The sequence below is a fragment of the Bacillus sp. JZ109 genome, from assembly GCF_053903135.1.
Window position 1 is genome coordinate 2,528,141 of record NZ_CP096388.1, and the last position, 12,405, is coordinate 2,540,545.

A 12,405-nucleotide genomic window follows, 5' to 3' on the forward strand; every position below is an offset into this window, starting at 1 on the left:
TCTCCCCCTTACCCGAATGGAATATAATCTATCATAGCGGAATATCCTTCCCCTGTACACACTTGTTTTTTACAGATAAACAGTTTTTTTGAGCTGTTTCTTTTTCATTCCCTTCGGCGCCAAGGGCTCTTTCTTTTTCTTATTCTCTGAATATTTCACAAACATGCTGATATTCGCTAATATCCCCATACTCCCCAGCAGCAGCACCAAAGAAGAGCCCCCGTAACTGATAAATGGCAGCGTAACCCCTGTAATCGGAATTAATCCGCTGACACCGCCAAGGTTAATAAACGACTGGATGGCAATCATGCTTGAAATGCCGATCGCCAGAAGACTTCCAAACGGGTCCTCACATTTTCTGGCAATATAAAAACCTTTTATGACGACAAAACCCAATAAGAAAATCACAAACAATACCCCAAAAATGCCGAGCTCTTCAGCAATGACAGCCATAATAAAGTCAGTGTGTGATTCAGGCAGATATCCGTATTTTTGGATACTTTCACCGAGCCCCAGGCCGAAAATGCCGCCTGAGCTGATCGCATAATAAGAATTGATCACTTGCAAACCTGATGAATTTGCATACTTAAATGGGTCTTCAAGACTCTCAAAACGCGCCAAACGGCCTTTAGTTAAAATTTGATCCTGATTTAAATAGAGAATCGGGCTGACTAAAATGAAAACAATTCCGCCGAGCAAAAGCAGCCTCACCAGCGTCTTTCCGCTGAATCCGGAGCACAAGATCATGCACGTCGCAATTAACCCTATAATCATGGCTGTACCGAAATCTGGCTGCATGGCAATTAACCCGCAAATTATAAGCGTCATGACTACCGGAGGGGCTACTCCCGTTAACAGATGGTCGATATAACTTTGTTTTTTTGCATATACGGCTGCAAGGTATAAAATCACGACCAGTTTCACAAACTCCCCAGGCTGAATACTCATTCCCCCGATTTTAAACCAGCTCTGCGCGTTTCCGGCAACATGCCCGAAAACAAACAGTGAGATAAGCGCAAGAACAGATACAAGCAGTATCCCCTTCTGAAACTTTTGATGGGCCAGTGCCTTGTAAGGAAACAACGCCATGAGAATAAATAGAGCGCCACCCGCAATTAAAGCAAACAGCTGCCGCATGAAGAAAAAATTACTGCTTACTCCATACCGGGAGACAGCTGTAATCATGCTTGAGCTGTATACCATCACTAAACCGAATCCGCATAATAAAACGATTGCGAATATCAGTGAGTAATCATAAGATTTTAGCATTTTTTTTAACATAACATCCTCTTCCCTGCTTCTAACTTCCATTATCTATGGTTTTTATGTATTTATCTTTTTTATTTTACTACAATTTATCAAACGAGACGAAGAATCTCTATACGATTCGGAAGGAATGTGTAAAAAAAGACCGTCTTTTATGAGATGAGAGAAAAATAGCGGTTATAAAAAAACCCAAACTGTTAATAAGTTTGAGTTTTATCATTTATTTAGCTGTAAACGCGTCATGTAAAGCAGACAATTCGCGTTCCAATGTGTATAAAAGGTCTTTACCGTCTTTTTCATCAACCAATCCCAGGCGGACAGCAAAATCGATTTCCCTCGAAAGCCCGAACATTTGAGTATCTAAAACCTCTTCATATAGAGGACATTGAGGCATCGTTAAGTTATCCATTTGTACTCGGATCAGCTTCAAAATCTTCTCAGCGTCCACTTTTAAGAGTTCAAAAGCTTTTTGCCGATGGTCAACTATCATCTCTGAAGCCAAAAGTATCCCTCCGTTCCCCAGGCGAGTACCTAATTCTTCTATTTATCATAAAGGGTATCAACAGAAAATGCAAGAGGATTTAAGCATATGACATAAATTAAAAAATACTCAGGCTGTACATCTCAGACATTATTTCCAAAAGCTTTACACCTGCAATGCTGTTCCCTTTTTCGTCTAATGCGGGGCCGAATATGCCGATCCCGAAATCGTAAGGCGAAATGCCCATAATCCCGCCGGATACGCCGCTTTTCGCAGGAATTCCGACCTTAATTGCGAATTCCCCGCTTGCATTGTACATTCCGCACGTCACCATAAACGTTTTGCAAATTCTAGCGACATCTTTTGAGATGACTTGCTCCCCAGTCTCTGGATGTCTGCCGTTCAATGCAAATACAGATCCGATTTTCGCTAAATCCAAGCTGTTCATCTCAATCGCGCATTGCTTCGTGTATAAATCCATTACTGCTTCTACATCATCTTCAAAAATGCCGTACTGCTTCATATAATAACACATCGCCCGATTAATCATTGAAGTGCTGTATTCAGATTCAGCCACTTCCCGGCAGTATGTAATCTCTTGGTTGTTTGTCAGCCTTCTGATAAAAGAAAGCAAATAATCAAGTCTCTCTTTCACCGTTCTTCCTCTTATCAGACTTGTCACTACCAATGCCCCGGCATTAATCATAGGGTTTAACGGCTTGCTCGGATTCACCGTTTCGAGCTTGATAATTGAATTAAACGGATCACCGGTCGGCTCCTGTCCAACATAACTGAAGACCTTATCTTTGCCGTATTCCATTAACACCAAAGCAAGGGAAAGGACTTTCGATATACTTTGAAGCGTAAATGTTTTTTCTACGTCACCTGCTGACAGACAAACATTATTGGAATAATAAATCGCCACTGACAGGTCGTGTTTATCAGCTTTTGCCAAGGCGGGAATATAGCTGGCTACCTCCCCCTTGTCCGTTACTTTTTTCGCCTTTTTCACTAAGGCTTCAAGCTCATCATTATGCCGGCATACCATGCAAACACCCTCGTTCCCTCAGCATTTCAATACACATAATTTGTACACAAAGTGACAATTCATGCGAAAACTTTTATAATTTTGAGAGAAGGGGGTCATATCATGAGCGTTATCCAAGTAAAAGGCAATGTTACATATCCAATTACCATTGATCCAAGCGTATGGATTTTTGATGATCGCAAATTTTCGTTTGACCGCAAAGGGGACAGTCAAGACACATATTTACAATCAGCCGGGGATGAATCAGACCTTGATCCGGAACGCGTCATCAGAGAGGGGCGAATCGCGCCGCCTACATTAAAGACGGAAAAGCAATATGAGAAGCAAAAACTGATGAACGGCAGTTTCGCAATGAGACTTGGGACTGTCCTGAAAAATGCTGAGCCGAACAGCTCTGCGACACAATGTGTATTTGTCACAAGTTCGGGAAAGGCCGCCGTTTCTCTGGAAACCGCTCTGAACAGTATTGTCCATTTCAGTGAGGCAGGCAAGCCGATTCAAGAAGGCGGCCCCGTGCATATTTACTTTGAAGACCCGGTCCATCACAAACAGCCGATTACCGATGTAAAAGAGATCGAAATCATTTAATGTTACAGCAAATCAGCTGCGAGCTGGGCGAGACCTGATCTCTCACCTTTTAACAGCTTCACGCTGCCTGAGATGGGTTGTCCTTTAAACCGTTCAACCACATAGGCCAAACCATTATTCAGACTGTCTAAATATGGGTGATCAATTTGTTCAGGGTCACCCATTAAGACAATTTTACTGCCTTCACCGACTCTCGTCAGCAAAGTTTTCACCTCATGCCTGGTCAAATTTTGCGCTTCATCAATGATAATAAATTGATCTGGAATGCTTCTCCCTCTGATATAAGTCAGCGCTTCTACCTGAATTGAGCCAATTCCCGCCAAAATAGCATCAAGCTCCCCTGGTTTTTTCGCATTAAACAGAAACTCTAAGTTGTCAAAAATCGGCTGCATCCAAGGCTTTAGCTTTTCCTCTTTTTCGCCTGGCAAATATCCGATGTCCTTGCCAACAGGAACAATCGGCCTTGCGACGACCAGCTTTTTGTATATTCCCAAGTCTTCTGTCTGTAATAGCCCTGCCGCCAAAGCTAAGAGCGTTTTGCCGGTTCCCGCTTTGCCGATCAGGGTGACAAGCGGAATATCTTCCCGCAGCAAAAGCTCTAATGCCATTGTCTGCTGTACATTTTTCGGCCTGATTCCCCATATATGTTCATCATCAAATACGAGTCTTTTTAATACCGTACCGGTTTTGTCTGCAATTCCGACTGCCGAAGAGGATCCTCCTAGCTCATCCTTCATTAAAGCAAACTGATTCGGGTAAAACGCATGCTGTTTCACATCGTTTACTGAAATTTGATTTTTTCCGTAAAAAGAGCTGAACAGCTGCTGACTGATATATAAATCTTTATAGCCGCTGTACATTTCATCATTGTCCACAACCCGGTCATTCAAGAAATCTTCAGCAAGCAGTCCGATTGCGTCGGCTTTAACTCTGACAAGTACATCCTTACTGACGAGGATAACCGGCCTGCCATTTTCCTTGGTTTCTTCCTCGAGGCTCAAGTTTTTCGCAACGGCTAATATGCGATTATCGTTCGTCTTTTCAATAAAGATCTCTTGCAGCTGGTGAAACGAACGATGATTCAGTTCAATTCTCAGTGTGCCGCCGGTGTCAAGCGGTACATGCTCATGCAGCCTGCCCTTTTGTCTTAGCGCATCGATTAGCTTAGATACGTGCCTTGCATTCCTCCCAACTTCGTCCATATACCGTTTTTTTGAATCAACCTCTTCTAAAACGACAGCAGGGATGACAACCTCATTTTCTTCAAAAGAAAATATCGCGTTAGGATCCTGTAATAACACATTCGTATCTAACACATAAATTTTACTCAAGTCTCAGCCTCCTGATATAAGGGTCAAAGTTCTTCCTGCTTCTCTTTTGATGAAAAAGGTGAATGCCTGCTAAAATATATGTTTTTGTGCATAAAGATAGAAGGTTAATTCAACAATAAAATTAATGAAAGCATTTTAAGGAGGGAACCCGCAAGTGCGAATTCTTTTCATTATCATACAGCTGACACTTATCCTGTCCGCTTGTGCCTATCAACAAGGAAAACAGGGCCAGAATGTTGAAAAAGAATCAACAAGACAGCAGGAGACTAAACCGATTCACGTAAAGGACACAACTCAAGAAACAAAAAACAATGGAACAAGAACGGATATTGCCAAACATCTTGTCAGCGTTGCTGAAAAAAACCCCGACGTCAAGGATGCAACAGCCGTTGTGCTGGGAGGTTATGCTGTTGTTGGGATTGATGTCGATGATACTTTGGACAGAAGCAAAGTGGAAACCATTAAATATTCTGTAGCTCAGGCGCTAAAGAATGATCGATATGGCGCCAACGCAGTAGTCATTGCTGATCCCGATACGGTCAGCCGCCTTCGCGAAATGAGCAGAGAAATCAGCGAGGGCCGTCCGGTAACAGGCATACTGGATGAATTAGCTGCAATTGTCGGCCGAGTGCTTCCCGAAGTGCCTAACGATGTGATTGACAATGAAGACGAACCGCAAACAAAGCAGCAAAATGACCAATTAAATAGAAAACAGCAGCAGGAAATGGAGAAGGAGCAAAACGATCAATCTGATCATCATATGAAAAAGAACAACAATGACTAAGCTATAGCCTTGCGCTTTAGCTTTTTCTTATTTTGGACAGCTTCTAATCCGTGCTATAATACATGTTAGTGAAAGAGGTGATATGATGAGGGTCAAATGTTCTATTTGCGATAAAATTGAAACAATTGATGATGATACCCTGATCGCGAAACGGCTTCGAAACCGCCCGATCCATACATATATGTGCCAGGAATGCCACGATCGGATTGCCAAAAAAACAGAGGAACGGCTGAAAACGGGAAAATTTACTTTTCACCCGGGACAGCAGAAAAAAGAAAAAGTCAAAAAATAAAGCGTCCGCTTAACCATACAGAACACAAAAAAGACTCAGCTTTCAGCTGAGTCTTTTATGATTTTGCAGACTGTCCTTTTTTCGACTGATACAGCCGGATTTTGTAAATGATTAAAATCAGCGCAGCGACGATCAATCCTTCTGCCACGGGCAAAAACACCCCTAAAAAAGTCAAAACAGTGCAGCCCAACGCCAAAAATATATACACCACTGCAGATTTTAATACAGGAAGCCGTTTAGCAAATCCAAGCTTAAATACAATAACGGCCAACACAAAAATCGTGCCGTACAGCAGCCACATGCCTGCCGCAGGCTGCCGGTCTACTTGATATAGAGCGGCGAAGAACGACAGACGTTCGCTTACGTCATTCAAAAAGATTCCCTCCCCTGTAAACGTACGGGTTCTATCTTTTCAAATTCTGCACGAGATTAAGACAATCCTGCTGTTTTTTTCTTTTTAGCTGCTTTTTCACGTTCGTTCTTATTGAGGATCTTCTTTCTTAAACGGATGGATTCAGGTGTTACTTCACAATATTCATCTTCGTTTAAGTACTCTAGAGACTCCTCAAGAGACATGATGCGCGCTTTTTTAATTGTAGTTGTCTGATCCTTTGTCGCGGAACGGACGTTTGTTTGCTGTTTCATTTTGCTGACGTTAACAACAAGGTCATTGTCACGGTTATGCTCTCCAACGATCATTCCTTCGTATACTTCAGTACCCGGCTCAACGAAGATGACACCGCGGTCTTCAATTCCTTGAATACCGTATGATGTTGCTTTTCCGTTTTCCATTGACACAAGTACACCTTGACGGCGTCCGCCGACTTGGCCCGCCTGCATCGGCTGGTAGCTGTCAAACGTATGGTTCAAAATACCGAATCCGCGTGTTAATGATAGGAATTCTGTAGAGTAACCGATCAATCCGCGGGAAGGAACTGTAAAGATGAGACGGACTTGGCCGTTTCCGTTGTTGATCATATCAACCATTTCGCCTTTGCGGGCACCCATTGATTCCATGACAGAGCCAGTATGCTCTTCAGGAACATCAATTTGCACACGTTCAACAGGCTCACAGCGTACGCCGTCGATTTCTTTGATAATAACTTCAGGTTTTGACACTTGAAGCTCATAGCCCTCACGGCGCATATTTTCAATTAAAATTGACAAGTGCAGTTCACCGCGTCCTGAAACAACCCAAGCATCAGGAGAAGCTGTCGGCTCAACACGCAAGCTCACATCCGTCTGAAGCTGTGATTGAAGACGCTCTTCGATTTTGCGGGCCGTTACATATTTGCCTTCACGGCCTGCAAACGGACTGTTATTCACGACAAATGTCATTTGAAGTGTCGGCTCATCAATGCGAAGCACCGGAAGCGGATCTTGATGGTCTACAGGACATACCGTTTCACCAACGTTGATATCTTCCATCCCGGAAACCGCAACGAGGTCTCCCGCTTTTGCTTCTTCAATTTCCACACGCTTTAAGCCTTGGAAACCAAAAATCTTTGTAACACGGAATGACTTTGCCGTCCCGTCAAGCTTCATAAGAGAAACCTGCTGTCCGACTTTCATTGTGCCGCGGAATACGCGTCCGATTCCGATACGGCCTACATAGTCGTTGTAGTCAAGAAGGGCAACTTGGAATTGAAGCGGCTCCTCTGCATTATCAACAGGTGCCGGAACATGCTTAATAATGGTTTCATATAAAGCTTCCATGTTTTCATCCTGTTGTTTCGGATCAAGACTCGCTGTTCCATTAATCGCGGAAGCATATACCACTGGGAACTCGAGCTGCTCTTCATTAGCATCAAGCTCAATGAACAGATCCAGAACTTCATCGATAACTTCCTCTGGACGAGCAAAGTCACGGTCAATTTTGTTTACAACAACAACAGGGTTCAGGTTTTGCTCAAGAGCTTTTTTCAGAACAAAACGAGTTTGAGGCATACAGCCTTCATATGCGTCAACGACAAGCACTACGCCGTCAACCATTTTCATAATCCGTTCTACTTCTCCCCCAAAGTCTGCGTGTCCAGGGGTGTCCAAAATATTGATACGTGTATCTTTATAGTTAATCGCAGTATTTTTCGCCAATATTGTAATGCCGCGTTCGCGTTCAAGATCATTAGAGTCCATTGCGCGTTCAGCAACCTGTTCGTTGGCACGGAACGTACCAGCCTGATGTAAAAGCTGATCGACTAGAGTCGTTTTCCCATGGTCAACGTGGGCAATAATCGCGATGTTGCGAAGATCATTTCGAAGTTTCACTTTTTCATCTCCTAAAAAAATTAGATAACTTTCATATTATATCACACATCCTCTTTAAAAGCGTCACGTTTTTCTGTAAACTTAATATAAGACGTAAAAGGGGATGGAATTTATGAAAAAAATGAATTGGCTTTTACTATTATTTGCATTTGCAGCGGTTTTCAGCATTATGCTGATCGGCGTCTTTATCGCTGAAAAAAGCCCTGCAGGCATTATCGCCAGCATTGTACTTGTTTGCGCTGTCATGGGCGGCGGATTTACATTAAAAAAGAAAATGCGCGAACAAGGCTTGCTTGATTAAAAGCATTGCCCCGCCGGCGACATTGTAATCAAAAAACACCGCAAAGAAAGCGGTGTTTTTCATTTCTTAAGCCTTATCTCCCCTGTTTCTTAGTCAGGAAGATGCAAAACAGCCTTCATACATAGACAATCGTTCTAACGATCACACGTGCAGCCTTCAAAAAGTAGTTCGGCAACGATACACATAAAATACCATAGCGCCTATTCCTCCACCGGAAACTACTCCCTATAATGGAATTTGTAGCACAATTCATAAAAGGGAGAGAAGAAACATGAATAAAACATTTGTAAAAAAAGCTATGTTAACGACTGCCGCAATGACATCAGCTGCTCTATTAACGTTCGGTCCTGATGCAGCCAGCGCAAAAACACTGGTTGATAACACTGCTGTTCAACTCCAGCATCAGGCGAGCACTAACGAAGACCTCAATACATTCATTGATATATTAAATCAATGTATATACGAACAAGACGGTGTATATTATTTTGACAGCGAAAAAGCTGTCGAGTTAGGAATGACAAAAGAAGAGGCTCAGGTAATTGCTACACTCTGGGAATCGACATCAGAATTTTTCAGCATTGTTTCACAATGTGTGTATCTCGAGGATGGAAATTACAAATTTGATACAGAAAAAGCAGTTGAACTTGGCTTCACAGAAAAAGAAGCACTTGCACTTGAACAATTTTTCTCCGCTGTTTCTCTCAAGATTCACATTCTTCAAGCAGCCATTGTGCTACAAGATGATGTGTACAGCTATGATAAAGACGCAGCGCTACAAGCAGGTGCAACGCCACTGCAAGCTGACGTTTATGAAAAACTCTTCAGTGCCATGTCACAAGAACAGCTTGCCGCTATTTACGATATGATTCATCCCCAGGCTTAATGTAAAAGAGCGCTTGCCTGAATGGACAAGCGCCTTTCTTATATCAGCAATTTGATGATCAGCATCATGGCAACCGCCGCTCCAAACCAGCAGGCAGCTTTCATGATCAGTAATCCATAGTACCTCTGTTTAAAACGCAGTTCTTCTTCCGGCAGAAAAGCCTCCTCAACGGCCTGTTCGCTTTCCAATTCAAATGGCTCAGCCATCGTGTCATACATGTCTTTGCAGCTGCTGCACATTTTTAAATGCTCTTCTATAACGTGTTCCGTTTCTCTTTTGCAATCACTTTCAAGATACAGAGGAAGCAGGTCTCTTACTAGAAAGCAGGTCATATCCGCTCCTCCTCTCTACTTTTCGTCATGTGTTTCTTTAGCTCTAATCTAGCCCGGTGCAATGTGGTTTTCACCTTAGAAAGACTCCATCCTAATATCTCAGCGATTTCTTCATAAGAAAGGTCTTGGAATTCTCTTAAAATCAAAACGGATTGATGCTGATCTTTTAACTTCAGGAGCTCCTGCCGCAGTGTTTCGCTTTTCACCGTTCGTGACAGATACTGTTCAGGCTGCTCATAAGTTGTTTGCGTTACCCCTTCATTTTTGCTGATATCAGTAAATTGGTATTTGACATCCCTGCGGTACCAATTGATAAAGGTATGATGCGCAATGGTGTAGAGCCATGTTCTGATGGAAGAATGCCCCCTAAACGAAGCCAGACCGTTAAGAGCTTTCACAAACGTGTCCTGCGCTAAGTCCTTGGCTGTTTCAAGATGATGAGTCCTTCTGAATAAATAATTTGAAATTTCTTGATAATACTGCCGATACAAGTTCTCAATGGAATCCCTATGCTTCATTAAAAGTAAAACCACACCGTCATCCAAATGGCCAATAAAATGAAACAGATATACATGGAAGACAGGTATACTTTCATATATCTGATTTGGCTTTCTTCTTCAGCACCGGGACTTCTCTTTAAACAAGTTTTACTCTTTAAGTCTTCCGCATTCTTTTGAAATAGGGATTCATGCTGTTTCATCCATTCCATTGATTCATCCTCTAGCTCTCCTTCTTTATACAGGTCGTATAAGTCTAAAAAAACAGACTCTTTTTCTTTATGATTCATAAAGACTTTTCACCTCTTGTGTTTCTCCATCCACTACATAGGCATCATGGCGATTTGAACCAAACGGCTGAATAATGATCAGCCATGCATAATGCCGTTCATCCCCTCTTTGAACGATAATCGGACGCATACGCTTTTTGTAAATAACATCCTGATATAGAGAAGCTACCTTTTCGTAAGCCAATGTTCCATTACGATACGTATAGGGGAATGACTGATCAGGTGTATCGCTGTATACATAAACGTTTAGCTGACCTTGATCTTCAAAAAACTCATATGTTTTAGAAGAATCAGTATACATCACCATGTCACTCTGACTGCTTTTTTTCTTCATTTCTGATACATCAGCATCGAAGACCGTTAATACCTGCCGCTGCAGCCGGCTGTTAGTCAGTGAAATTTCCTTTTTCATTGGAATCGAGAGACTGTGTAAACTACCGGATTCTCCATCAAACTCCAATACAATTCCATCTTTTGTTTCAACTCTCACCATGCTTCCGAGCAGGCTGTCGCTTTCAATATCAGTGATCTGATAAGGCTGTTTTGATATGTTCAGCGCTGTAAACATTTGTTCCACTTTGTCGTGAATGTTTTGTTCTGTTATATGAACATGCAGAAGAGAGTCAAGCTGATAAATCGAAGGATCTTCACTAAACCCCATTAAGGTTTCCTTTTCCCAATAAAATACCGCGCCATCATCAGCATGATCTTTTTTATGAAGTTGATTTTTCAGGTAAATACGTACGACTGTCTGGCCGTCTTCTTGAGATACCTTTGTTTCGATATGATCCTTATGTAACACACGTCCGTGTCGCTCAAGGAAAGCGATGGACTTTCGCTTGTACTCCTGATTCGTTAGCTTTTTCCCATGCGCTTTTTGTAAGTATTCATAATTACGAATCAGCTGCGATACTTCATCTACCTCAGCTTTATAACTCTTGCTTTCAAATGAGTAGAAATAATGCACATCCATGTTTGTATCGTGCAAATAAAGTGTTTCATCCGTAGGAAAAAATGACTTTAGTATCTGTTCCGCTTTTTCTGATGAAATGTGCTCCCCGACATAATTGAATGAATCATGGACATTTATCGGTTTTGATACAGCGAAAGCAGCCGTTCCTATGTTATATATCGGATTTAACAGCAGGACAAAAAACACCATGACAGCCATCGTCACCCACTTATTCACACGCACATAAACCTTTCCTGACTTTTGGAACAGATGATAGCTCATCAAAAATCCCGCCATTGCCAAATAAATCGTATATGGCATTACTGCACCATAATCTTTTGAGATTTGATTGGGATATGGCGCAAGCAGCAAGACAAGCAGTCCGATAATCAGCGTATAAAATAAGCCTAGTAAAATCTTATTTGTTCTCCAATACAGCTTGAAAAACACAACATTCAACACAATAGAAAGAGTAATAATGAAAAACAGAAACACGAATGCAACTGGCTCGACTCCATCCGGATTTTCCTTCCAATACGTAAAGAAACTGAATATCATTTGTACGATTGGCAAACTGACAACGGCAAGGTCGAACGTATAAAACTTACCCTTTCCGCCATGATCACGCGGCATCAACATATAGTGAAAAGCCGTCAGCAGCACATATCCGTATAACAAAAAATGCAGCAGCGGCAACAGTTCTTTTCCGTCCTCTCTTAAGTAAGCGCTGGTGAAGTTTGTTGATTGCACCTGGTGAATAAGTTCAACAGACACTCCCGCCAGCAGCACAATCCGCAACATAACACCCGCCAAGAACATTGTGCGCTGCAGGTTTATTTTGGGATGATGCACCAAAAGATATAAGCCCGCCAGAACAACAATTGACCATTGAATCAGCAGGGTGCTTTGTCTGCTTAATATAAAATAACGTTCGAAATGCAATACATAATGACTGAATAACTCCAACACGAACAACAATCCTTTACTTCTTATTAAGGCCTCATTCGGTTAGACAGCGGACTTTTCAAAAAGTTTCAAGTTGAAACAAAAATATCTCATCTTCCCCTTGATATGTAAAAAACATAACTCTTG

15 protein-coding genes are annotated in these 12,405 nt (G+C 42.1%); 5 read left to right on the forward strand and 10 right to left on the reverse strand.

Annotated features, from left to right (window positions below; translation table 11 throughout):
- Nucleotides 1-69: 69 nt before the first annotated feature.
- The 3 genes from ftsW to glsA all read right to left on the reverse strand — a co-directional run bounded on the left by ftsW (nt 70) and on the right by glsA (nt 2,795).
- The gene (ftsW, locus tag M1D94_RS13270) at nt 70-1,281 is read right to left on the reverse strand and encodes a cell division protein FtsW (RefSeq protein ID WP_021479353.1); all 1,212 of its coding nucleotides are present in this window, start codon (nt 1,279-1,281) and stop codon (nt 70-72) included.
- A gap of 205 nt (nt 1,282-1,486) precedes the next feature.
- Nucleotides 1,487-1,768: a YlaN family protein gene (locus tag M1D94_RS13275; RefSeq protein WP_003245286.1), complete on the reverse strand. Its 282-nt coding sequence runs from the start codon at nt 1,766-1,768 to the stop codon at nt 1,487-1,489.
- 97 nt (nt 1,769-1,865) lie between these two features.
- On the reverse strand, nt 1,866-2,795 hold the full coding sequence (gene glsA / locus M1D94_RS13280; protein WP_041850863.1) for a glutaminase A: 930 nt from the start codon (nt 2,793-2,795) through the stop codon (nt 1,866-1,868).
- 102 nt (nt 2,796-2,897) lie between these two features.
- Between glsA and M1D94_RS13285 the strand changes: the two genes are divergently transcribed.
- A complete protein-coding gene (locus M1D94_RS13285) occupies nt 2,898-3,383 on the forward strand; it encodes a hypothetical protein (RefSeq protein ID WP_003245279.1) in 486 nt (161 codons plus the stop codon).
- 2 nt (nt 3,384-3,385) lie between these two features.
- Here M1D94_RS13285 and M1D94_RS13290 read toward each other — a convergent pair whose 3' ends face one another.
- The gene (locus M1D94_RS13290) at nt 3,386-4,714 is read right to left on the reverse strand and encodes a PhoH family protein (protein ID WP_003245272.1); all 1,329 of its coding nucleotides are present in this window, start codon (nt 4,712-4,714) and stop codon (nt 3,386-3,388) included.
- A gap of 154 nt (nt 4,715-4,868) precedes the next feature.
- On the opposite strand from M1D94_RS13290, the gene M1D94_RS13295 reads away from it, so the two are divergent.
- Both M1D94_RS13295 and M1D94_RS13300 read left to right on the forward strand, forming a co-directional pair.
- On the forward strand, nt 4,869-5,498 hold the full coding sequence (locus tag M1D94_RS13295) for a YhcN/YlaJ family sporulation lipoprotein (RefSeq protein WP_038827801.1): 630 nt from the start codon (nt 4,869-4,871) through the stop codon (nt 5,496-5,498).
- 82 nt (nt 5,499-5,580) lie between these two features.
- Complete coding sequence (locus tag M1D94_RS13300; RefSeq protein WP_003232271.1) at nt 5,581-5,790, forward strand: YlaI family protein; 210 nt, start codon at nt 5,581-5,583, stop codon at nt 5,788-5,790.
- 55 nt (nt 5,791-5,845) lie between these two features.
- Here M1D94_RS13300 and M1D94_RS13305 read toward each other — a convergent pair whose 3' ends face one another.
- Both M1D94_RS13305 and typA read right to left on the reverse strand, forming a co-directional pair.
- Entirely contained in the window at nt 5,846-6,163 is a 318-nt protein-coding gene (locus M1D94_RS13305) for a YlaH-like family protein (protein ID WP_456270261.1), read from the reverse strand.
- Between the two features lie 56 nt (nt 6,164-6,219).
- Complete coding sequence (gene typA / locus M1D94_RS13310; protein WP_003232278.1) at nt 6,220-8,058, reverse strand: translational GTPase TypA; 1,839 nt, start codon at nt 8,056-8,058, stop codon at nt 6,220-6,222.
- Between the two features lie 112 nt (nt 8,059-8,170).
- On the opposite strand from typA, the gene M1D94_RS13315 reads away from it, so the two are divergent.
- Both M1D94_RS13315 and M1D94_RS13320 read left to right on the forward strand, forming a co-directional pair.
- Nucleotides 8,171-8,359 carry a YlaF family protein gene (locus tag M1D94_RS13315; RefSeq protein ID WP_003245500.1) on the forward strand — a complete coding sequence of 63 codons (189 nt, stop codon included), beginning with the start codon at nt 8,171-8,173 and terminating at the stop codon, nt 8,357-8,359.
- Nucleotides 8,360-8,630: 271 nt separating this feature from the next.
- The gene (locus M1D94_RS13320; protein ID WP_286317548.1) at nt 8,631-9,242 is read left to right on the forward strand and encodes a hypothetical protein; all 612 of its coding nucleotides are present in this window, start codon (nt 8,631-8,633) and stop codon (nt 9,240-9,242) included.
- A 38-nt stretch (nt 9,243-9,280) separates the two neighbouring features.
- On the opposite strand, the gene sigQ is transcribed toward M1D94_RS13320, so the two are convergent.
- The 4 genes from sigQ to M1D94_RS13340 are packed head-to-tail and all read right to left on the reverse strand — an operon-like array spanning nt 9,281 to nt 12,291.
- The gene (gene sigQ, locus M1D94_RS13325) at nt 9,281-9,574 is read right to left on the reverse strand and encodes an anti-SigP sigma factor SigQ (protein WP_286317547.1); all 294 of its coding nucleotides are present in this window, start codon (nt 9,572-9,574) and stop codon (nt 9,281-9,283) included.
- Complete coding sequence (gene ylaC, locus M1D94_RS13330; RefSeq protein ID WP_424926204.1) at nt 9,571-10,092, reverse strand: RNA polymerase sigma factor YlaC; 522 nt, start codon at nt 10,090-10,092, stop codon at nt 9,571-9,573. The genes sigQ and ylaC overlap by 4 nt, the downstream gene beginning before the upstream one ends.
- A complete protein-coding gene (locus M1D94_RS13335) occupies nt 10,092-10,361 on the reverse strand; it encodes a hypothetical protein (protein ID WP_120028055.1) in 270 nt (89 codons plus the stop codon). The genes ylaC and M1D94_RS13335 overlap by 1 nt, the downstream gene beginning before the upstream one ends.
- Entirely contained in the window at nt 10,351-12,291 is a 1,941-nt protein-coding gene (locus M1D94_RS13340; protein WP_120028054.1) for a hypothetical protein, read from the reverse strand. Before M1D94_RS13340 ends, M1D94_RS13335 begins: the two co-directional genes overlap by 11 nt.
- Nucleotides 12,292-12,405: the final 114 nt, after the last annotated feature.

Coding starts and splice junctions, on each gene's coding strand:
- sigQ (WP_286317547.1), bottom strand. CDS start 9,574: ATGACCTGCTTTCTAGTAAGAGACCTGCTTCCTCTGTATCTTGAAAGT.
- M1D94_RS13320 (WP_286317548.1), top strand. CDS start 8,631: ATGAATAAAACATTTGTAAAAAAAGCTATGTTAACGACTGCCGCAATG.
- M1D94_RS13285 (WP_003245279.1), top strand. CDS start 2,898: ATGAGCGTTATCCAAGTAAAAGGCAATGTTACATATCCAATTACCATT.
- glsA (WP_041850863.1), bottom strand. CDS start 2,795: ATGGTATGCCGGCATAATGATGAGCTTGAAGCCTTAGTGAAAAAGGCG.
- ylaC (WP_424926204.1), bottom strand. CDS start 10,092: ATGAAGCATAGGGATTCCATTGAGAACTTGTATCGGCAGTATTATCAA.
- ftsW (WP_021479353.1), bottom strand. CDS start 1,281: ATGTTAAAAAAAATGCTAAAATCTTATGATTACTCACTGATATTCGCA.
- M1D94_RS13315 (WP_003245500.1), top strand. CDS start 8,171: ATGAAAAAAATGAATTGGCTTTTACTATTATTTGCATTTGCAGCGGTT.
- M1D94_RS13300 (WP_003232271.1), top strand. CDS start 5,581: ATGATGAGGGTCAAATGTTCTATTTGCGATAAAATTGAAACAATTGAT.
- M1D94_RS13335 (WP_120028055.1), bottom strand. CDS start 10,361: ATGAATCATAAAGAAAAAGAGTCTGTTTTTTTAGACTTATACGACCTG.